18 protein-coding genes are annotated in these 19,801 nt (G+C 60.5%); 14 read left to right on the forward strand and 4 right to left on the reverse strand.

Annotated elements, in window-relative coordinates; all coding sequences use genetic code 11:
* Positions 1-8 precede the first annotated feature (8 nt).
* Positions 9-1,223 (reverse strand): polyhydroxyalkanoate depolymerase, encoded by a 1,215-nt coding sequence (locus FKM97_RS03950; RefSeq protein WP_143957797.1) that lies wholly within the window; start codon positions 1,221-1,223, stop codon positions 9-11.
* Positions 1,224-1,328: 105 nt separating this feature from the next.
* On the opposite strand from FKM97_RS03950, the gene FKM97_RS03955 reads away from it, so the two are divergent.
* The 8 genes from FKM97_RS03955 to FKM97_RS03990 all read left to right on the forward strand — a co-directional run bounded on the left by FKM97_RS03955 (position 1,329) and on the right by FKM97_RS03990 (position 11,558).
* Positions 1,329-1,982, forward strand: coding sequence for a glutathione S-transferase (locus tag FKM97_RS03955; RefSeq protein ID WP_143957798.1), 654 nt, complete (start codon positions 1,329-1,331; stop codon positions 1,980-1,982).
* Positions 1,983-2,092: 110 nt separating this feature from the next.
* On the forward strand, positions 2,093-3,451 hold the full coding sequence (locus tag FKM97_RS03960; protein WP_143957799.1) for an esterase-like activity of phytase family protein: 1,359 nt from the start codon (positions 2,093-2,095) through the stop codon (positions 3,449-3,451).
* Positions 3,452-3,488: 37 nt separating this feature from the next.
* Positions 3,489-5,537: a PhoX family protein gene (locus FKM97_RS03965; protein ID WP_143957800.1), complete on the forward strand. Its 2,049-nt coding sequence runs from the start codon at positions 3,489-3,491 to the stop codon at positions 5,535-5,537.
* Between the two features lie 30 nt (positions 5,538-5,567).
* Positions 5,568-6,500: a sulfotransferase domain-containing protein gene (locus FKM97_RS03970; RefSeq protein ID WP_143957801.1), complete on the forward strand. Its 933-nt coding sequence runs from the start codon at positions 5,568-5,570 to the stop codon at positions 6,498-6,500.
* Positions 6,501-6,593: 93 nt separating this feature from the next.
* Positions 6,594-8,828: a glycogen debranching protein GlgX gene (glgX, locus tag FKM97_RS03975; RefSeq protein WP_143957802.1), complete on the forward strand. Its 2,235-nt coding sequence runs from the start codon at positions 6,594-6,596 to the stop codon at positions 8,826-8,828.
* 187 nt (positions 8,829-9,015) lie between these two features.
* Entirely contained in the window at positions 9,016-9,690 is a 675-nt protein-coding gene (locus tag FKM97_RS03980) for a TetR family transcriptional regulator (RefSeq protein ID WP_143957803.1), read from the forward strand.
* 85 nt (positions 9,691-9,775) lie between these two features.
* A complete protein-coding gene (gene denD, locus FKM97_RS03985) occupies positions 9,776-10,765 on the forward strand; it encodes a D-erythronate dehydrogenase (protein ID WP_143957804.1) in 990 nt (329 codons plus the stop codon).
* Positions 10,766-10,775: 10 nt separating this feature from the next.
* Positions 10,776-11,558 (forward strand): hydroxypyruvate isomerase family protein, encoded by a 783-nt coding sequence (locus FKM97_RS03990; RefSeq protein ID WP_143957805.1) that lies wholly within the window; start codon positions 10,776-10,778, stop codon positions 11,556-11,558.
* 2 nt (positions 11,559-11,560) lie between these two features.
* Here the strand turns inward: FKM97_RS03990 and FKM97_RS03995 are convergent, their stop codons facing one another.
* On the reverse strand, positions 11,561-12,199 hold the full coding sequence (locus tag FKM97_RS03995; protein ID WP_143957806.1) for an alpha/beta hydrolase: 639 nt from the start codon (positions 12,197-12,199) through the stop codon (positions 11,561-11,563).
* Positions 12,200-12,216: 17 nt separating this feature from the next.
* On the reverse strand, positions 12,217-13,149 hold the full coding sequence (locus FKM97_RS04000) for a ring-cleaving dioxygenase (RefSeq protein ID WP_143957807.1): 933 nt from the start codon (positions 13,147-13,149) through the stop codon (positions 12,217-12,219).
* A gap of 109 nt (positions 13,150-13,258) precedes the next feature.
* Between FKM97_RS04000 and FKM97_RS04005 the strand changes: the two genes are divergently transcribed.
* The 3 genes from FKM97_RS04005 to FKM97_RS04015 all read left to right on the forward strand — a co-directional run bounded on the left by FKM97_RS04005 (position 13,259) and on the right by FKM97_RS04015 (position 15,706).
* A complete protein-coding gene (locus tag FKM97_RS04005; RefSeq protein WP_143957808.1) occupies positions 13,259-14,185 on the forward strand; it encodes a LysR family transcriptional regulator in 927 nt (308 codons plus the stop codon).
* A gap of 238 nt (positions 14,186-14,423) precedes the next feature.
* Complete coding sequence (locus FKM97_RS04010; RefSeq protein WP_143957809.1) at positions 14,424-15,212, forward strand: cytochrome c oxidase assembly protein; 789 nt, start codon at positions 14,424-14,426, stop codon at positions 15,210-15,212.
* Complete coding sequence (locus FKM97_RS04015) at positions 15,209-15,706, forward strand: CopD family protein (protein WP_143957810.1); 498 nt, start codon at positions 15,209-15,211, stop codon at positions 15,704-15,706. The genes FKM97_RS04010 and FKM97_RS04015 overlap by 4 nt, the downstream gene beginning before the upstream one ends.
* On the opposite strand, the gene FKM97_RS04020 is transcribed toward FKM97_RS04015, so the two are convergent.
* Positions 15,684-16,181, reverse strand: a complete 498-nt coding sequence (locus FKM97_RS04020) for a DUF2231 domain-containing protein (RefSeq protein WP_143957811.1) — start codon at positions 16,179-16,181, stop codon at positions 15,684-15,686. The genes FKM97_RS04015 and FKM97_RS04020 overlap by 23 nt on opposite strands.
* Before the next feature lie 81 nt (positions 16,182-16,262).
* Here FKM97_RS04020 and coxB point away from each other — a divergent pair, with 81 nt between their 5' ends.
* From coxB to FKM97_RS04035, 3 genes are read left to right on the forward strand one after another with little or no spacing between them, the layout of a single operon-like run.
* A complete protein-coding gene (coxB, locus tag FKM97_RS04025; protein ID WP_246104918.1) occupies positions 16,263-16,940 on the forward strand; it encodes a cytochrome c oxidase subunit II in 678 nt (225 codons plus the stop codon).
* Positions 16,937-19,441: a cytochrome c oxidase subunit I gene (ctaD, locus tag FKM97_RS04030; RefSeq protein ID WP_143957813.1), complete on the forward strand. Its 2,505-nt coding sequence runs from the start codon at positions 16,937-16,939 to the stop codon at positions 19,439-19,441. Before coxB ends, ctaD begins: the two co-directional genes overlap by 4 nt.
* A complete protein-coding gene (locus FKM97_RS04035; protein WP_143957814.1) occupies positions 19,438-19,761 on the forward strand; it encodes a hypothetical protein in 324 nt (107 codons plus the stop codon). The genes ctaD and FKM97_RS04035 overlap by 4 nt, the downstream gene beginning before the upstream one ends.
* Positions 19,762-19,801 lie beyond the last annotated feature (40 nt).

The following is a 19,801-nucleotide window of genomic DNA, read 5'->3' on the forward strand; positions in this document are numbered from 1 at the left end:
CGCGGGCTCTATTCCATTGCCAGGATCATGTTCCGGACCACGGGATAGATCTCCCGCTCCCAATGCTTGCCGCTGAATACGCCGTAATGTCCGACATTGGCCTGCAGGTGATGACGCTTGAGATGCGGCCGGAGGGACTGGCAGAGATCATGCGCTGCTGAAGTCTGTCCCATCGCGCAGATGTCGTCCCGCCCACCCTCGACGGTCAGAAGCGCTGTGTGCCGGATTGCAGCGGGATTGACGATGTCGCCGCGAAAGGTGAAGTCGCCCGTTGCAAGCTCGGCGCGCTGGAAGATCCGATCGATGGTCTCGATATAGAATTCCTCGGGGAGGTCGAGCACGGCAAAGTATTCGTCATAGAATTTTTTTATTCGTTCAGCCTGTTCGGTTTCTCCCGCCGCCAGGTGGTCATAGAGACGTCCATGGGCGGCGCGGTGCCGGTCCATGTTCATGGCCATGAAGGCCAGGAGTTGGAGGAAGCCTGGATACACGCGCCGACCCTTGCCGGCAAAGCGGTTCGGGACTTCGGCGATAACGGAATTCTGAAACCAGGACAGCGATTTGGCGACGGCGAATTCATTGACTGCGGTGGGGCTCTCACTGGGGTCGATAGGCCCGGCCATCAAGGTCATCGAGCGCGGCGTGGCCGGATGCCTGTCCTCCGACATGATGGAGACGGCGGCCAACGTCTGTACGCAGGGCTGGCAGACGGCAAGCACATGCGCCCCTGGCCCGATCGTCTCCAGGAAGCGACAAATATAGGCGACGTAATCGTCCACGCCGAACACACCGGCCTCGACCGGCACGTCTCGGGCATTGGCCCAATCGGTGAGGTAGACTTCATGATCCTTCAGCATCGTCTGCACGGTGCCGCGGAGAAGCGTCGCGAAATGTCCGGACAAGGGAGCGACGATCAGCACTTTCGGCTGCGGTGCATCGATGTCCTTGGAAAACTTCAGCAGGTTCCCAAAGGGGAGGTTGAGCGCGGTCTCCAGCGTGACCGGCACATCGCGGTTTCCGACCATGACAGAAGCAATGCCGAAGCTGGGTCGCGTATGTGTGAGCTCGAACCGGCTCGTGAGCACCATGGCGGCCTCGAACTGCCGCATGAAGGCACTGCCCCCCATCCACGGGAACGCTTGCAGCAGAGCTGACCAGCTTCGCGCCATCACACGCAGCGGAGCGAAGGCGTCCTCCTGAAATTGGTAAGCCTGGTACAGCATGCCCCGATTGCCCCATCGCTTTTATGGCAATGCAAAAAGCTAGTGCAAAACTTGCTGCGTTGCGAGAAGATTAAACCACAACGACATTATGGCGGAGTCGAACGGGTGACGGGCGCAGCGCTGACGATTTCGTCGAAGAACTATTCCTCCTGGTCATTGAGAGGGTGGCTGCTCTGCAAGATGGCGGGCCTCGACTTTGAGGAGCAGAGGGTTGACATCGACTCGCCGGAGATGCGCCAGGAGCTGTTGCTTCTGTCGCCCTCGGTTCTGGTGCCGCGCCTGACCCATGGCAGCGTCGTCGTGTGGGACACGCTGGCGATTGCCGAGTATTTGGCGGAGATCAGGCCGAAAGCGGGATTGCTGCCGAAAGACCGAGTGGCCAGGGCTCACTGCCGGGCGGTGTCCGGAGAGATCCATTCCGGATTCTACAATCTGCGCTCCGCCCTGCCGATGAATCTCAAGGCGAGACATAATGCCTTCAAGATCTTCTCGGGCGCACGGCCCGACGTGGAACGAGTGAAGGCGATATGGAGCGAATGCCTCCAGACGTATGGTGGCCCCTACCTCTTTGGAGAGTTGTCGGTCGCGGATGCGATGTATGCGCCGGTCTGCACTCGATTTCGGACCTATGCCGTCGAGCTCGATCCGCTGCTTGATGACTATTGTGAGCGGATATTCGAGTGGCCCTTGATGCAGGAGTGGACCGAGGCCGCTATGGAAGAACCCGATGAGATTATCGAGCTGGAAGTCGAGTTCTAGCTCGAGTTCACAGTTCTTTTAGCCTGTCTTCAAACCTTAATATTTCCGTCAACGGGGCGACATCTGCGACCGGCATTCCACCTTCATCAAATTGAAGATGGAGTGGGGTCATGCGGTCAATATTCCTATCATCGGTCGCCTTTGTTGCCTTGAGCTGCATGAATGTCTCGGCGGAGGAGCAAACCTACTCCGCCACCCTGGTTGGACACGCGATCCTTCCGGCAGCGACGACTGTTCAGCCGCCGGCCGACGCGCCCGACCATCTGAAAAATGCCGGGAAATTCACGACGCCCGACCGCAAGCGCGCAAACGGGGTTGGGACGGTTCCGGGCAAGGACGGCGCCCGTGTGACGGACGTGAAATTGCCGCTCGATGGGCAGGCCGTGCAGGGCTTCTCGGGGATCAAGACGATGCCGGACGGCACCTTCTGGTCCCTGTCGGATAACGGCTTCGGCTCAAAGGTGAACTCCTCCGACGCAGCCCTGATGCTGCATCACCTCAAATTCGACTGGGATCAGGGCAAGGTCGAACGGATGGAAACACTGTTTCTGCGTGACCCCAACAAGGTTGCGCCATTCCCCATCGCGCTTGAGGGAACGGATACGCGCTATCTCACAGGGGCGGATTTCGATGTGGAATCCATTCAGCCGGTCGCAGATGGCTTCTGGATCGGTGAGGAGTTCGGTCCCTACCTGCTGAAATTCGATAAGCAGGGCCAGCTGGTCTCCGTCCACGGCACCATGGTCGATGGCAAGGAAGTCAAATCTCCGGACCACCCCACTGTCACTGTTCAGGCCAATCCCGCCGCCAAGGCGCCGGTCTTCAATTTGAAGCGCTCGGGCGGGTACGAGGGTCTGGCGCAGTCACCTGATGGAACGAAGCTTTACGCTCTCCTCGAAGGCCCTCTCTTCTTGGAGGACGCTTCCGTGGAGAAGGTCGACGGAAATTCTGCACTGCGGGTGATCGAATTCGACATTGCCGGCGGGAAGTGGACGGGCCGCTCTTGGCTTTACCCCCTCGCTCAGGGCGGTGAGGCGATCGGTGACTTCAATATGATTGACGAGACCACGGGCCTCGTCATCGAAAGAGACAATGGCGCCGGCACGCAGGCAAAGGCTTGCGCCGCCCCGGCGAAGCCTGCCGCGGACTGCTTCGACAAGCCCTCGAAAGTGAAGCGGATCTATAAGATCTCTCTGCCGCAGGACGGACGCGGCGAGGCCGTTCGGAAGATCGGCTACATCGACCTGCTCAAGATCAAGGATCCGCAAGGCAAGGCCCGCCAGGGCGGTGGTGAGGGCTTCTACGACATGCCCTTCGTTACGATCGAGAATGTCGATGTTGTCGATCCCACGCATATCGTGGTCGGCAATGACAACAACCTGCCGTTCTCTGCCGGACGCGCCGTCGATAAGGCCGATGACAACGAGTTCGTTCTGCTCGAAGTCGGCGACTTCCTGAAAGCCCAATAAACACCCTCTCCCAGCGCGCAGCCAGGAGCTCAGAACCATGAACGAGATGATGAAGCCGCGTGGGCAGTTTCGTGCCCACGCCTATGAGGCCAGCGACGATGTCGGACGGAACGACGCTCGGAATGAGACGATGGGCGACATCATCGCCGCTCGCTTCTCGCGCCGGGCCCTGCTGAAAGGCGCCTTGGCGGTGACGGCCATTCAGGCGACCGTGAGCCCGTTGGCCATGTTAGCCTCCAACCCAGTGCACGCCGCGACGCCCTCCGCATTTTCTTTCGATGAGGCAATGGCGGGTGTCGACGAGACCCATCACGTGGCCGACGGCTACGACATGCAGGTGCTGATCCGCTGGGGCGACAAGCTGTTCACGGACAGTCCCGAATTCGATCCGATGACGCAGACGTCGGATAAGCAACGCCGCCAGTTCGGCTACAACAACGACTATGTCGGCTTCATTCCGCTGGAAGGGGCACCGGCGGGGGAAAGCCGCGCGCTCCTGGTCGTAAATCATGAGTATACGGACGAGCACATGATGTTCCCGGGCATCGTGACCATCGAGGACAAGGTCCCCGAGGGCGCGGCTGCCGATGCCAAGCCGGAGCCGACACTGGTCGTGGCGCCCGCCACCAAGGATCGTGTCGACATCGAAATGGCCGCGCATGGCGGAACGGTCGTCGAGATCCGCCGCCGTGAAGGGGCTCCCTGGTCGGTGCAGTTGGACAGCCCTTACAACCGGCGCATCACCGCCGAGACCCCGATCGAGATCACGGGGCCCGCCGCCGGCAATGCGAGGCTCCAGACCAAGGAGGACCCCACGGGTCGCTCGGTGAAGGGCACCATCAACAACTGCGCCGGTGGGGTGACGCCTTGGGGCACATACCTCATGGCGGAAGAAAATTTCCACGGCTACTTCAGCGGCAGCTTGCCGAGTGATCATCGGGAATCTGCGAACTACAAGCGCCTGGGTATCCCGGGTGCCAGCTATGAATGGGCAGGTTTCTACGATCGCTTCGATGTATCCAAGGAGCCTAATGAACCGAACAGGTTCGGCTACATCGTGGAGGTCGATCCGCTCGATGCAGCGTCGACGCCGAAGAAGCGAACTGCCCTCGGTCGCATGAAGCACGAGGGTGCCGAAAGCGTCCTGGCCCAGGACGGCAGGGTCGTGTTTTACTGCGGGGACGATGAGCGATTCGATTATATCTACAAATTCGTGACCTCTGGAACATTCAAACCGAACGACCGCGCCGCGAACATGGATCTCCTCGACTCGGGAACGCTGCACGTCGCCCGTTTCTCCGCGGATGGAACGATGGAGTGGTTGCCGCTGGTCTACGGCCAGGGGCCGCTCACCTCGGCGAATGGGTTTCAGAGCCAGGCTGACGTCGTGATCGAGACACGGCGTGCGGCGGATCTGCTCGGCGCCACGAAGATGGATCGGCCGGAAGACGTCCAGGCGAACCCGAAGACGGGCAAGGTCTACGCCATGCTGACCAACAACACCAAGCGCAAGGCCGATCAGGTGGACGCTGCAAATCCTCGCGCAGCCAATGCCTTCGGGCACATCATCGAAATCACCGAAACGGATGGTGGTTTCGCATCATCGACCGGACGGTGGGAAGTCCTGCTGAAATGCGGTGATCCCGCGATTGCCTCGGTCGGAGCGTCATTTTCCACGGCGACCACTGCGAATGGCTGGTTCGGCATGCCGGACAATTGCGCCATCGACGCAGAGGGGCGCTTATGGGTCACGACCGACGGCAATAGTCCGAAAGCGACAGGTCGGACAGATGGCCTGTGGGCCGTAGACACCGAGGGTGAGGCGCGCGGTACCGCAAAACTGTTCTATCGCGTGCCGGTGGGCGCTGAGATGTGCGGACCAGAGCCGACGCCCGATCTGACGACGTTCTTCGTTGCCGTTCAGCACCCCGGTGACGAGGGCCCCGATTATGCAGCCTTCGGCCGCCCTTCCTACTTCGAGGATCCCTCCACGCGGTGGCCGGACTTTGCCAAAAATATGCCCCCGCGACCTTCAGTCGTAGCGATCACTCGCAAGAACGGGGGCAAAATTGCGACTACAGAGTGACCGAAATAAGTCTTAGGTGAAGGCACATCGATGCAAAAAGCGCTCAGCCTGGTTCCGCAACTCTTGCATTCCAAGAAGGCTCGCAAGAACCTCAAGCAGATGTTGAATGAGCGGAGGCTGTTGAAGGAGGCCGACTTCGTCTGCGTTTCGTTTCCCAAGTCGGGAAGGACGTGGCTTCGGGCCATGCTGACGCGCTTATACCAGGTTCGCTACGATCTTCCCGATGGTTTGCTGATAGGTTACAGCGACCTCCATCGGCTGAATCCCCGTATTCCGAATATCTTTTTCACGCATGACTGCCTCCCTTTGGGTGGGGTGGCCAGTCTCGATCCGGACAAGACGAAATATCGTCGGTCGCGTGTCTTCTTCTTGGGTCGGCATCCGATTGATGTGGTCGTTTCGCAATATCACCAGATCACGATGCGCGGACCCGGCAAGCGTGAGAACTTGTCCGGCGGAAAGGATTTATTCACCTTTGCGACCGAACCTGGTTTCGGGATCCACACGATCATCGCCTACGAGAATCATTGGCTTGAGGCTTCGGAAAGAACACCCGGAGTCTTGGTGGCCAAATACGAGGAGATCCGCCAGGAGCCGGAGACGGAGCTGGCGCGGGTGACAAGCTTCCTGGGCGAGCGCTTCTCGGCTGACGAGATCGCGGAGGCCGTCGAGTTTTGCGCCTTCGAGAACCTTCAGCGGCGTGAGCGCGAGCACTACTACGTCAATTCAGGCTTGCGGCCGACCGATCCCTCAGACCCGCGATCCTTCAAGGTGCGGCGTGGCAAGATGCACGGTTACCTCGATTATTTCGACACGGAACAGCTGGCCGTACTGAAAAAGATTGTCGACGACCAGCTGGATCCGCGTTGGAACTACGAGGTGGCGCTGCACGGGACCGGCGACAGGGAACCGCGCTCGACCCCCGCGACCTGGACAATGAATCACTCCCCCGCTACTCACTGACGTCACTGGCTACTTCAGACGTATGGCGTTCGTGGAACGACTTTCCACGATGCACAGTTTCCCTACGTCTCTTCCCTCTGATCCAGGAATGTCATGACGCAGGAAACATCGTCTCCGTCCTCTCCGGCTGCTGTAATTCGTTCAGTTATCAGAGAGGGGCGGCCCTTTCCCCTGGGAGCCACTTGGGATGGCTTAGGGGTCAATTTCGCAATCTTCTCGGCCCATGCGACGAAGGTGGAGCTCTGCCTTTTCGACACCCAGGGTAAAACCGAGCTGGAGCGGATCGAGCTCCCGGAATACACCGATGAAGTCTGGCACGGTTATTTGCCGGCAGCGCGTCCCGGCACCGTCTATGGCTACCGAGTTTACGGTCCCTACGAACCGGATGTCGGACACCGGTTCAATCACAATAAGCTGCTGATCGATCCGTATGCCAAGCAGCTCGTCGGCCGCGTGAATTGGGGCGACGAACTCTTTGGCTACACGATTGGATCGCCCGACCAGGACCTCTCATTCGATGAGCGGGACAGTGCTCACCTCGTGCCGAAATGTCGGGTGATCGACCCGGCCTTCACTTGGGGGCAGGAGCGACGTCCGCATGTCTCCTGGGATCGGACCATCGTCTACGAGATGCATGTGAAAGGGTTCACGGCTCTTAATCCGAACATCCCGGAGGACGAACGCGGGACCTTCGCCGCTCTCTGCCGCGACCGCGTCCCGGCCTATCTGAAAGGTCTCGGCGTAACCTCCGCCGAGCTGCTCCCGGTCCACGCCTTCGTCGATGACAGCTATCTGGTGGAAAAGGGGCTCAAGAATTACTGGGGCTACAACTCCATCGGCTTTTTTGCCCCAGCCCCTCGCTATCTCCACTCGCCCTTCGTCAACGAATTCAAGGAGATGGTCAACCAGTTCCATGCCGCCGGGATCGAAGTCATCCTGGACGTGGTCTATAACCATACGGCCGAAGGAAACGAGCTGGGACCGACCCTGTCCTTCAAGGGCATCGATAACGCCAGCTACTACAGGCTGCTTCCGGACCAGAAACGCTATTACATCAATGACACCGGGACCGGAAACACGGTGAACCTTTCGCATCCGCGCGTCCTCCAGATGGTCGCAGATTCTCTGCGCTATTGGGCGACCGAGATGCGAGTCGACGGTTTCCGTTTCGACCTCGCCACCATTCTGGCGCGCGAACCCTATGGCTTCGACGAAGGTGGCGGCTTCCTGGATGCGTGTCGTCAGGACCCCGTTCTCTCCAGCGTGAAGCTGATTGCCGAACCTTGGGACATCGGTCCCGGTGGTTATCAGGTGGGCCAGTTTCCTCCCGGATGGGCCGAATGGAACGATAAGTTCCGCGACACGGTCCGGTCCTACTGGAAGGGCGACGAGGGCAAGGTGCCCGATTTCGCGGCCCGCATTTCAGGCTCGGGAGATCTCTTCAACAAGCGCGGCCGCCGGCCCTGGTCCAGTGTCAACTTCATCACCGCCCATGACGGCTTCAACCTGCACGACCTCGTCTCCTACAACGACAAGCACAACGAGGCCAATGGCGAGGAAAACCGCGACGGCCACTCGAACAATCATTCCTGGAACCATGGCGTGGAGGGGCCGACCGAGGATGAGGAAATCATAGAGCTGCGGGAGCGCCAGAAACGAAATCTGCTGGCCACTCTGCTGCTGTCGCAGGGCACTCCAATGATTCTCGCGGGCGACGAGTTTGGACATACCCAGCAGGGCAATAACAACGCCTATGCGCAGGACAACGAGATCAGCTGGCTTGACTGGGAGAACGTGCCGCCGAGCGGACGGTCTCTGATGGAATTCACCCGGCAGCTCATCGCCGTGCACCAGACCTATCCGATTCTGCATCGAGGACGTTTTCTGGGAACGGAATACAATGAAGAGCTGGACGTCAGGGACCTGATCTGGATCTCCCCAAACGGCGCCGAAATGAACTCCGATCAGTGGGAAGATGCCAATGCCCGTTGCTTCGGCATGCTGATGGATGGCCGTGCCCAGCCCACCGGCATCAAACGTCGGGGTGACGATGCCACTTTGCTCATCGTGACGAACTCATATCACGATGTCGTCAAGTTTACCCTGCCGGACGTGCCGGAAGGCAATCATTGGATCTGCCTGATAGACACCAACATCCCTGATCCTTCGGAGCATGGGCGGCACGAGATCGGCGAAGAATACGATGTGACGGGCCGGTCGCTGCTGCTCTTCGTCTTGAATCGAACCAGGCGCTCTGGCAAATCCACTCGGGCCGGCGTAGGCGCGATTTTGGACATTACCGAACGCCCCATGGAGCAATTGGCCTAAGGTTTTCCATCCCCAGTTTGGCCGTACGCTCGGATGTCGTCGGAGTGTGCGGCCAGGGCCTGCCATATCCAACCTTTCCAACTGTTGACAGGGTGGGTTCAATCCGTCATGTGCGCTTGCATCCCGAAGCGGTGCTCTCTGCAAGCGTCATAGTCCGCTGGGTGGCTGGGGACGGAAGGAACGAGGAATGCCGAAGGTCGGAATGGAGCCCATTCGACGTCAGCAGATCCGGAAGGCTGCGACGAACGTCATTGCCAAGCGCGGATTCGACCGTACCACGCTCGCGGAAGTGGCTAAGGCGGCGAAGATCAGCACGGGAACGGTCAACCATTACTACAAGAATAAAATGGCGTTGATGGTCGACAGTCTGATCTATGTCTCGGATTGGTTCCAGCAAGCCATCCAGACAGCGGTTGATCGGGAGAAGGACCCCGTCGACAAACTGCGTCAAGTTTTCCGCGTCGGTTTATTAGACCGAAAAGGCATGGGATACATGGGCTCCCGGATTTGGGGATGGGCGCTGGCGGAGGGCATGCATTCCAAGGAGTTGGCGGCGGTCATTATGGAACGGCGCCGGCTGTTTGAGGAACAGATCGCCAATATCCTTTATGAAATTGACCCCACTTGCAGATCCCGCCCCGAGGAAGTTCGCGAGCTGGTGGCTGAACTGGACGCCTATGTGAACGGGCTGGCGCTCCATAATGTCACGGGAGCTCAACATATAAACCCATCCTCCGTGGAGAACTCGCTGTTGCTGCTATCGCTCTCGCGGCTCCACGTGGATCATGCGACCCTGTCGGAGTTGGAGAAAAATGCCAACCCCGCGAGCGGTCAAACGACGCCGCAACGGCTTGCCGGTTGAAGCTGGACTTAATGGACTGGTACGAAAAGGCTCCCTCGATTAGCCTGAGCGTTGCGCTTACTTGATCTTCTGCCGGGGTGTTCGGATGCATGTCCTGATCGTTGGTGCGGCGGGGATGATCGGCCGAAAGCTGACGCAACGGCTGTCAGCGGTGCCTGGTCTCTCCGATCGGCCCGTGTCGGAATTGACCCTGGTGGACGTTGTCCAGCCTCCAGAGCCGACCGGTTTCCTCGGCAAGGTGAACGCTGTCACCGCAGATCTCGCCGAGCCCGCCGCTGCGAACGCTGTGCTCCAAGGTCGACCTGATCTGATTTTTCATCTCGCCGCCATCGTGTCCGGCGAGGCGGAAGCGGATTTCGACAAGGGCTATCGCGTCAATCTGGACGGGACGCGTGCTCTGTTCGAGGCCATCCGCACGGAGGGACTTCAGCAGCCCTACAAGCCGCGGCTAATCTTTACATCCTCCATCGCAGCCTTCGGCGCGCCGTTCCCCGACAGGATCGGCGATGATTTCCTGGCGGCGCCGCTCACCAGCTATGGTACGCAGAAGGTGATGGGAGAGCTGCTCGTCTCGGATTACTCTCGTCGCGGCTTCTTCGACGGAATTGGCATCCGACTGCCGACGATCTGCATCCGTCCGGGACTGCCGAACAAGGCGGCTTCGGGCTTCTTCTCGAATATTCTGCGTGAGCCATTGAGTGGCAAGGAAGCCGTCCTGCCGGTATCCACCGAAACGCGACACTGGTTCTCCAGCCCTCGTGCCGCTGTGGGCTTCCTCCTTCACGCGGCCGCTTTGGATCTCGAGTTGCTGGGCACCAGGCGGATTTTGAACCTGCCCGGTCTTTCAGCCACCGTCGGTGAGCAGATTGAGGCCCTGCGCCGCCTCGCGGGCGAAAGCGCGGTGAAGCTCATTCGCCATGAGCCGGACCCGGTCATCGAAAAAATCGTCGCGGGATGGCCTCGCGACTTTGAGCCTCGACGCGCGGCTGCGCTCGGGTTCAAGGCGGAAAGCTCGATGGACGAAATCATCCGCGCTCATATCGACGATGAGCTTGGTGGCCGGATCGGCGGATAGGATTGTGAGCATGCTCCGTTACGCCGCCAATATCAGTTTCCTATGGCCTGAGCTGCCGCTGCTTAACCGCATTGACGCTGCTTCGCGCGCGGGCTTCAAGGCGGTGGAGATGCACTGGCCTTATGACACTCCCGCGAGGGAATTCCGGGACAGATGTAATCGCCTCGGAATGAAAGTGCTCAGCCTCAACACCGCCCGCGGGGATGTCCAGGCGGGAGAGTTCGGCCTTGCGGCTCTGCCAGGGCGCGAGGCGGAATTCCAGAGCTCCTTCGATCAAGCCTTGGAATACTGCCTGGCCATTGGTGGTGCAGCGATCCATTGCATGGCAGGACGAACCGGAGGCCTGCCGCAGGAAGACGCCCGCCGGACACTGATCGAGAACCTCGAGGAGGCATCCTCCAAAGCTCTGCCCCATGGCGTGGCGCTGCTGGTCGAGCCGATCAATCAGCGCGATGTTCCCGGTTACTTTTATTCAACGGCGGCCGATGCCGCCTCGATCATGGAGGCGGTGGACCGTTCGAACATCAGGCTGATGTTCGACTGCTACCATCTCGCACTCGGCGGCGCGGATGTCGCCATCGAGCTGGAACGGTTTCTCCCGATCATCGGCCACGTCCAGATCGCCGCCGTGCCGACCCGGGCCGAACCGGACGACAGCGATCTGGATTATCGCGACATTCTGGTTTTGCTGGATCGCCTCGGCTATGCCGGGTGGGTCGGTTGCGAATACAAGCCCAGGACAACCACGGAACAGGGGCTGTCCTGGCTCCCCAACCTCGGCCTGCGGCTGTGAGATCAGGCAACCGAGACAGCTTCGCGAGCAGCAAGCCAGTTCCCTGAAAGCGTTAGATCGGCTTGCGAAAGCTGATGACCTGCTTCCAGCGTCTGATGCTCGACGGCGGCTCCCTTGCGGCGGAGGATATCTGCCAAAAGTGCTGCATTGTCCGCCGGCACGATGGGGTCCCGCTTGCCCGAGAGCATGAGGACGGATTTCCCCGTCAGTGCTGCGTCCGGCGCCACTTTGAACGGCGTCATCGCCCGGAGCAGGATGGCTCCGGCCAAGGCCTCCGGATGCAGAAGCAGCACCGCTGCCGCAATGTTGGCGCCGTTGGAGAAGCCCAGCGCCACCGGGGCTGCGAGGTGATGCAGCGCGCGCACCTCGCCGATGAACTCGGCAAGTTCGCCACTGCGGCGGACGATGTCCTCTTCATCGAAGACCCCCTCGGCCAGCCGCCTGAAGAAGCGCGGCATGCCATTCTCGAGAACCCGCCCCCGAGGCGAGATCAGGGCTCTCCCCGGCGCGACAAGCCTTCCGATGTCCACGAGGTCGTTCTCGTCGCCGCCCGTCCCGTGCAGCAGAAGCAGGGGTGGCCCCGCCTCGGGGTCCAGGGCGGGAATGTAGCGGTGCGTGAAGGAGAGGCTGTTTATAGTCATGGTTCATCACCTCTTTCTTAGTCGATCGGCGGAAGGACGCCCTCGATTTCACGACGGCGCGGCTCGAGGAACCGCGGCAACTTCAACGACTGACCAAGGGTCTCTGCGGGTTCATCCACCGCAAATCCCGGATCATTCGTGGCAATCTCGAAGAGAATGCCGCCGGGCTCCCGGAAATAGACCGACCGAAAGTAGTTGCGATCGAGTTGCTCAGTCGTGCGGATGCGGTGGTTCTCGATCAGCTTGCGCGTCATGGCTTCCTGCTCCGCGTCATTCTCGGCACGGAAGGCCACGTGATGAACTGATCCACCCCCGGTACTGCCGCCGAGAAAATTGCCGGCAATGTGCAGATCCACGAGATTACCGACGCCATCGCTGTCGTTGCCGAAGCGCTGAAAATGTCCCTCCTTGCCCAGCGCCTTCATGCCGAAGACGTCGGTGAGGATGCCGGCAGTACGCGCGCCGTCAGCGAGCAACAAGGTGACCCCGTGAAACCCGCGGATCGCATGCTCCGCCGGGACAGGCCCTCCCGACCACCCCTCGATGTCCTCCGCATCCTCGACGCCGACCAGCGCCAAAGGCATCCCGTCAGGATCCTTGAAGGTCAGGATCGTCTCGCCGAAGCGCTGTCCGATGCCGTCATGAGGAACGTGCTCCTGCACGAAGCGGTGGGTCCAGTATCCGATGGATGCCTTTGGCACCTTGAAGCTCGTGAGCGACGTCTGACCGATACCCACCCGTCCGGGGGCGACATGCTCCCAGGGGAAGAAAGTCAAGATCGTGCCGGGGCGGCCGGCCTCGTCGCCATAATACAGGTGATAGGTGCCGGGATCATCGAAATTGACAGTCTTTTTGACCAGCCGAAGACCGAGCACCCGCCTGTAGAAATCGGCATTCCGAGGGGCGGACCCGCTGATTGCCGTCACGTGATGAATACCACTGTTGGACATGATAGGCCTCCAAAGATGAAGCTTGCCCTTGTTCGAGATGGAATATACGCCGTTCCAGAAGTTTCGTAAGATGATGCAATCGAAACTCTTTGTTTCATGATGTGAGCTAATGAAGCGATCGCTGCCGGATTTTGACGCCTGGGCAATCTTTGCGACAGTTGCCTCTGCCGGTTCCTTCGCCCGTGCCGGAAAGGACCTGGGGCTGTCGAAAGCCTCGATCTCCAAGGGCGTCTCCCGACTGGAGCATCGGCTTAAGGTGCAACTTTTCTATCGCACCACCCGCCGGCTGAGCCTCACCGAGGCGGGACGCGACATGCTCCAGCGGGCCGAACAGATCCTCCTGTCCGGAGAGGCGGCGGAGTCCGCGGCCCTGGCCCATTCGCAGGTGCCAAGCGGGCGCGTCAGGATGGCCCTGCCGATGTCTTTTGGTCTGAAGGAGCTGTCTCCGCTTTTGCCACAGCTTCTCGCCCAATATCCCGAGCTCTCGCTGGACTTGCACCTGAGCGATGAGACCATTGATCTCCTGGATGGCGGTTTCGATCTGGCACTGCGGATCGGAGCCTTGGCCGACTCGACCTTGAGGACGAGGCGCATCTGCGAAATACGCCGCATGGTGGTCGGCTCGCCGGGATATTTTCAACGAGAAGGACGGCCCGAGGATCCAACCGCCCTCGCGGACCACTCCTGTCTCGATTACTCCTATCTTCCCGGCTCGGGCCGTTGGGACTTTCGCAACGCAGCGGGAGAAGAGGTCTCGGTCCGGCCGAAGGGACCGATCCGGGCCAATAATGCAGAGGCCTTGACCCCTGCATTGCTTGCCGGTCTGGGCGTTGCCGTCCAGCCGGAATTTGTAGTGTGGCGCGAGCTTGCGGAGGGCACGCTGGTGGAGGTGCTGTCGGACTGGTCGCTGCCGGTCATAGCGTTGAACATAGTCGCGCCTCCAGGGGCCTTGCGGCCACCCCGGGTTCAGGCGGTGATCGATTTTCTCGTCACAAAATTGGGATCTGCACCCTGGTCGATGGGAAGCCCTTCATGATTGAATGGCGTTCCCGGCATTTCTGCCTGAAGCGGCGGCTGATGGTCGTGCCAGATCCCACGGAACCAACCCTTCCGCGGAGCGTTGCCAAACAGGTTCCGCCGAGGAAGGAAATCACGATGCGTGGGCACCACCGGAAGATGTTTAAGGGGCCCGTCGGCGGGTTGCCGGATCGTCTTCGAAAGGCCCATTACGCAGTGGGTGACTCCAGGCGCATCGCAGGAGAACGTGGAGCCGGATGATGCAGCCGCCGATCTTTGATCCTTATTGCGGTCCCGCGCCTCTTCCGACAACCCTGTGGACCGCCTGGAATTTCGATCCCGTCCTCATTGCCGGGATCCTGGCGCTGGGCGTGGCTCTGTGGCACCGCGCCGACCCGGCGACAGCGGGCGGGCATCAACGCCGCGTTTTTAGCTTGGCGAGCTGTGTTGTGTTGTTTCTAGCCTTTGTCTCACCTCTTTGCGCTCTCGCTTCGGCACTTTTTTCAGCGCGCGTTTTCCACCACATCCTGCTTGTCTCCTGCGCAGCACCCCTGATTGCGCTGGCACTTCCGAGAAGCGGCCGGTGGGCTGGCAATGTCCCCTTGGGCTTTGCCTTCTTGGTTCATACGGCGCTCCTCTGGGTCTGGCACGCGCCAGGCCCCTACGCCTTTGCCCTGAGGACTTCAGGGAACTACTGGATCATGGAACTGACGTTGCTGGCGTCTGCAGTGTGGTTATGGCAGGGATTGCTGGCCTCTGATGCTACGGGCCGCAAGGCGGGCGGAGTCATAGCAGCCGCACTGGGATCCATTGTTCAGATGGGCATGCTGGGGGCTTTGCTGACCTTTGCTCGAACTCCCCTCTACGCTGCCCATCAGACCACCACTCAGGCCTTTGGCCTCATGCCGATCGAAGACCAGCAACTGGCGGGGGTCCTCATGTGGGTGCCGGCCGCACTACCCTATTTGATCCTCGCCTTGTGGCGCCTGGCTTCGCTCTTCCCCGAGGCCACGCCAACAACCTCTCTGAGGCATCCGCAGTCATGATTGCGATGCTGAAGTTTCTTCACATCGCAGGAATTTCCATCTGGGCGGCGGGCTTGATCAGCCTGCCGAGTCTTTACCTGCAGCGTGCCCAGGTCCAGGGCGACAGCGCGCTTTATAGGCTCCAGAACATTGTCCGCTATGCCTATGTGCGGATCCTCTCACCAGCCGCCTTCATCGCGATATCGAGCGGGATCGCACTGATCTTCCTCCGGGAAACCTTCGCGCCATGGTTCTCTCTGAAGTTGGTCTTCGTCGCGATGATGGCGCTGATCCATACTCTGACCGGCCTCGTCATCATTCGTCTGTTCAATGAAGGAGAGATCTACCCCGTCTGGCGCTTCATCACGGCCACGGTAGTGACGAGCCTTATCGTTCTTGCGGTTCTGGTCCTTGTCCTGAGCAAACCCACGATCGACGTGGACGTGCCGGAGGTCTTCCAGCCGGGAGGTTTGCGGCAATGGGTCCAGGACCTCAGTCCTTGGGCGATACCATGAGGCCCACTCCGTGGTCGAAGATCAATTTGCCGCCATGCCAGCCTGCGATCCCCGTGAGAATGGCCGCGAGCAGGGAGACGAGAAGGCCGTGGGGCAAGACAGGCACATCGGTCAGCCGCAAGCCCCAATTGGCGCCCATGACGGCGATCAATGTCACGGCGGCGATGCCGTGAGCCCAACTTGCGACACGCCCGCGGATGCCCGGGACCAGCAGCAATTCGGCGGTTCCGATGGAGCCCGCCGCGAGCCCGGTCACAAAAGCAAATCCGGACGACCACAGCCCCACACGAAGCCAGAAAGGGTCAGCCGTCCACCAGAAGAATACATCTACCCCCAATGTCCCGAAGACCAGGGCGATCGGAAAGTGAACGCTCATGGCATGAAGAGGATGGCCAGCGACCGCCACGGCCGAACTCGCATCCTGCGCATTCAGCTTGACGAGGCTTGGGTTGCCACTCGAGTCGACGTCTTCCATGCATCCCTTTCCTTTCTTCGGACAATCGTCGCAGGGCGTGCGCGGTTCCCCCGGGCAGTCGCTATTCTTGCTGCGGGGCTTTTGACCGGCTGCAGCGGAGACCTGTCCACTCTCGATCCCGCCGGGCCGTCGGCAAAAGCGATCGCCGATCTCTGGTGGGTCATGCTTGCCGGAGCCGGCGTCATTTTTGCGTCCGTGATGGCCCTTTTTCTCCTGACCCTCTGGCGCCCGCATCGAGCGCGTATTCTCTCGTCGCGGGGCTGGATCGTCGCCGGCGGACTCGTGATGCCTTTGCCGATCTTGGCAGTACTGCTTGCAGTGGCCCTCGTTCAGGGAGAAACCATGCTGCAGAGAACCGGTGACGACGGAGAAGTCCTGCGCATCGAAGCCCGAAGCCGCATGTGGGAATGGGAGTTCTTCTACCCGGAAACGGCGGGAGCATCGTCGGCGATGCCGCGTTCCACCCTCGGTATCCTCCACATTCCCGCAGGGCGCGTGATCGAGATTGTCGCCACCAGCGAAGATGTGATCCACAGTTTCTGGGTGCCGCGTCTCGGTGGCAAGATTGATGCGATCCCCGGCCACGCCGCCACCCTTCGCATTCTGGCCGACCGTCCCGGCCGCTACGGCGGCATCTGCGCCGAATATTGCGGGACGGGTCACGCCTCGATGAGCTTCGTTGTCGAAGCTCATGATCCATCCGCATTTGAACCGGCAATCCGACAGTTGGCATCACGGCCAGGAGGGGAGGGACCATGAATAACTCTCCTGAGACCCAGACCTCTGCGCTCCGGCTTCACCGTGCACTGGACGCGATTTGGGGTTCTGGATCGGGGCTTCAACGACTGTCCGCGGTAAATCACAACATCGTCGGCAAGCGCTTCATGCTGACGGCGTTGGTCTTCTTCGCCATTGGCGGCCTCCTGGCCATGCTGATCAGGACGCAGCTCGCCTCGAGCAGCAGCGCCTTCATGGATGCTGACCTCTATGCCCAGGTCTTCACCATGCATGGGGTGGTGATGATGTTCCTGTTCGCCATCCCGTTCTTCGAGGGACTGGCCATCTATCTTCTGCCGAAGCTCTTGGGCGCGCGGGATCTCGCCTTCCCCCGCCTCACCGCCTATGGCTACTGGTGTTACCTGTTCGGCGGCACGATGCTGATCGTGGCACTCCTCTGTGGAGCAGCGCCGCGGGGTGGCTGGTTCATGTACACGCCGCTGTCGTCGCTCCCGTTCTCCCCGGGCATCGATGCGGATGTCTGGCTGCTCGGCATCACCTTCGTGGAAATTTCCGCCATGAGCGCGGCCGTCGAGATCATGGTGACGGTTCTGAAGCTTCGTGCGCCGGGCATGTCTCTGGACAGGATGCCGATCTTCGCCTGGTACATGCTCGTCGTCGCCGCCATGATGCTGGTCGGCTTTCCGCCGCTCATCCTCGGATCCATTCTGCTGGAATCGGAACGGGCCTTTGGCCTTCCCTTCTTCGATCCTGAGCGCGGCGGTGACCCCCTGCTCTGGCAGCACCTATTCTGGCTCTTCGGCCACCCTGAGGTCTACATCATCTTCCTGCCGGCAGCGGGTGTGATCTCGACGATACTCCCCGTCTTCGCCGGCCGTCCTCTCGACGGCTATCGGATCATTGTCGCGGCGATCGTCGCGATGGCCTTTCTGTCTTTCGGGCTCTGGGTCCATCACATGTACACGGTTGGCATTCCGCACGTCGCTCTGTCGTTCTTTTCGGCGGCGAGCGCGCTCGTGGCCATCCCGACGGCGATACAGATCTTCGCGTGGATCGGCACCCTGGCTCATGGTCGTCCGCGCCTCAACGTGCCCATGCTCTATGTCTTCGGCTTCTTTTTCGTCTTCATCCTGGGTGGCCTGACGGGCGTCATGCTGGCGATGGTGCCGTTCGATGTGCAGGCCCACGATACGCAATTCGTGGTCGCCCATCTTCATTACGTCCTTGTCGGCGGCTTTCTCTTCCCCATGCTCGCCGGCGCCTATTATTGGATTCCCCACATCACCGGCAAACAGCCGGGGCAGCATTTGTCCAGCGTTGCATTCTGGATGATCTTCGTCGGCTTCAACGTCACGTTCTTCATCATGCACCTCACGGGGCTCCAGGGAATGCCGAGGCGTATTTACGCCTATGAAGCATTTCCGGTGTGGGAGGCGTTCAACTTCATCTCCTCCCTGGGCAGCTTCATCATGGCCATGGGATTTGCCCTCGTGGCCATCGACATAGCGCTGCAGGTGCTGTTCGGCCGAGCATTCCGGCGCAACCCCTGGGCCGCCGGCACCCTGGAATGGGCCATGCCGACCCCGCCGCCCCCATACAATTTTGCCTCCCTCCCAGCCATCACTGAGCGGGCTGATCGGCTTGAGCCGCAAACATTGGCTCTCTCGCTGGCCACTGGCCAAGGGTATCTGGGCTTCACTCGCAATGGTTGGATGGAGACCCTTGGCGTCAATATGGTGACGGGAGAGCCTGATCAGGTTGTCGTCCTGCCTCGACAGACCTTCCTGCCCCTTTGGACCGCGCTTGCAACAGGTGCCGTCTTCCTTGCGCTTCTCTTTAAAGTCTATTGGCTGGTCCCGATTGCGGGTCTGCTCACACTCGCTTCGTTCCTCTTGTGGACGCGGGATACCGGTTTGCGGGAGGATGCTGCGGCACTGCCCATCGGTCGCGGCCTGTCGGCACCTCATCACCAGGCTGCTGCAAACCCTCCCTCATTATGGGCTCTCATCTTCACCCTCGCGGCGGATGCCACGCTGTATACGTCCCTGGTGTTTGGGGCCTTCTTCCTCTGGATCTCCGCGCCCAATTGGCCTCCGCAAAACCTTGCTGACACCGGATATCTCGTCCCGGTGGTGGCGGCTTGCAGCCTGATCCTTGCAGCCATCGCGGGACGGCTTTCATTGCGCGGGGAAGCAATGCCCTGGCTTGTCATCGCGCCGGCAGCGCAGGGGATTGCGACTCTCGCCTTGGCTTGGCAGCTTACCGTCGTCCTGCCTGACCCCACGGTTCATGCGGCCGCTGCGGCCATATACGCTGTGACCGCCTATGCAGCGCTGCATGCCGCCCTGGGCCTCGTTTTCGCAGGCTACGCCTTGGTCCGGTGGAAAAACGGCTTCGTCTCTCAACAACGCAGCCTCGATCTCCGACTGGCCAGCCTCTGGCATGATTACACGGCCGTGGCCGGGGTCATCGCGCTGCTCTTCCCGACGGCGTTGCTTCACCTCGCGGGTGCAGGCTCATGACCCGGGGACCGGTATTCACGCTGATCCTTGCAAGCTTCATCCTGTGGAGCGTGGCCTTCTTGCTGCTATACGGCCTGCAAGCGACCGGTTGCCGAATGGGCTGGCACGACACTGTCATCCTCAACTCGGTGAGCCTTCTCAGGCTGATGATGGCTGGCCTCACCCTTGTGGTGCTGATGGTCCTGGCAGCCCTCCTTCGCCGCCTGCCGGGGGAAGCATCCGAGCCGTTCATGCGCGATGTGGCGACCTATCTGTCGATCGCGGCACTTGTTTCGGCAGCGTTCAGCTTCGCAGGAACGTTCTGGCTCACCTTGTGCTGATGAAACTCTCGATCGCAGCGCTCGAGGCTGTGAAGCCAAT

The sequence above is a fragment of the Rhodoligotrophos appendicifer genome, assembly GCF_007474605.1.
Lineage (GTDB): Bacteria > Pseudomonadota > Alphaproteobacteria > Rhizobiales > Im1 > Rhodoligotrophos > Rhodoligotrophos appendicifer.

Bases quoted from the DNA above. Each gene is read 5' to 3' on its own strand.
- FKM97_RS03950 (WP_143957797.1), bottom strand. From the start codon at position 1,223: ATGCTGTACCAGGCTTACCAATTTCAGGAGGACGCCTTCGCTCCGCTG.
- FKM97_RS03960 (WP_143957799.1), top strand. From the start codon at position 2,093: ATGCGGTCAATATTCCTATCATCGGTCGCCTTTGTTGCCTTGAGCTGC.
- FKM97_RS03965 (WP_143957800.1), top strand. From the start codon at position 3,489: ATGAACGAGATGATGAAGCCGCGTGGGCAGTTTCGTGCCCACGCCTAT.
- FKM97_RS03970 (WP_143957801.1), top strand. From the start codon at position 5,568: ATGCAAAAAGCGCTCAGCCTGGTTCCGCAACTCTTGCATTCCAAGAAG.
- glgX (WP_143957802.1), top strand. From the start codon at position 6,594: ATGACGCAGGAAACATCGTCTCCGTCCTCTCCGGCTGCTGTAATTCGT.
- FKM97_RS03980 (WP_143957803.1), top strand. From the start codon at position 9,016: ATGCCGAAGGTCGGAATGGAGCCCATTCGACGTCAGCAGATCCGGAAG.
- denD (WP_143957804.1), top strand. From the start codon at position 9,776: ATGCATGTCCTGATCGTTGGTGCGGCGGGGATGATCGGCCGAAAGCTG.
- FKM97_RS03990 (WP_143957805.1), top strand. From the start codon at position 10,776: ATGCTCCGTTACGCCGCCAATATCAGTTTCCTATGGCCTGAGCTGCCG.
- FKM97_RS03995 (WP_143957806.1), bottom strand. From the start codon at position 12,199: ATGACTATAAACAGCCTCTCCTTCACGCACCGCTACATTCCCGCCCTG.
- FKM97_RS04000 (WP_143957807.1), bottom strand. From the start codon at position 13,149: ATGTCCAACAGTGGTATTCATCACGTGACGGCAATCAGCGGGTCCGCC.
- FKM97_RS04005 (WP_143957808.1), top strand. From the start codon at position 13,259: ATGAAGCGATCGCTGCCGGATTTTGACGCCTGGGCAATCTTTGCGACA.
- FKM97_RS04010 (WP_143957809.1), top strand. From the start codon at position 14,424: ATGATGCAGCCGCCGATCTTTGATCCTTATTGCGGTCCCGCGCCTCTT.
- FKM97_RS04015 (WP_143957810.1), top strand. From the start codon at position 15,209: ATGATTGCGATGCTGAAGTTTCTTCACATCGCAGGAATTTCCATCTGG.
- FKM97_RS04020 (WP_143957811.1), bottom strand. From the start codon at position 16,181: ATGGAAGACGTCGACTCGAGTGGCAACCCAAGCCTCGTCAAGCTGAAT.
- ctaD (WP_143957813.1), top strand. From the start codon at position 16,937: ATGAATAACTCTCCTGAGACCCAGACCTCTGCGCTCCGGCTTCACCGT.
- FKM97_RS04035 (WP_143957814.1), top strand. From the start codon at position 19,438: ATGACCCGGGGACCGGTATTCACGCTGATCCTTGCAAGCTTCATCCTG.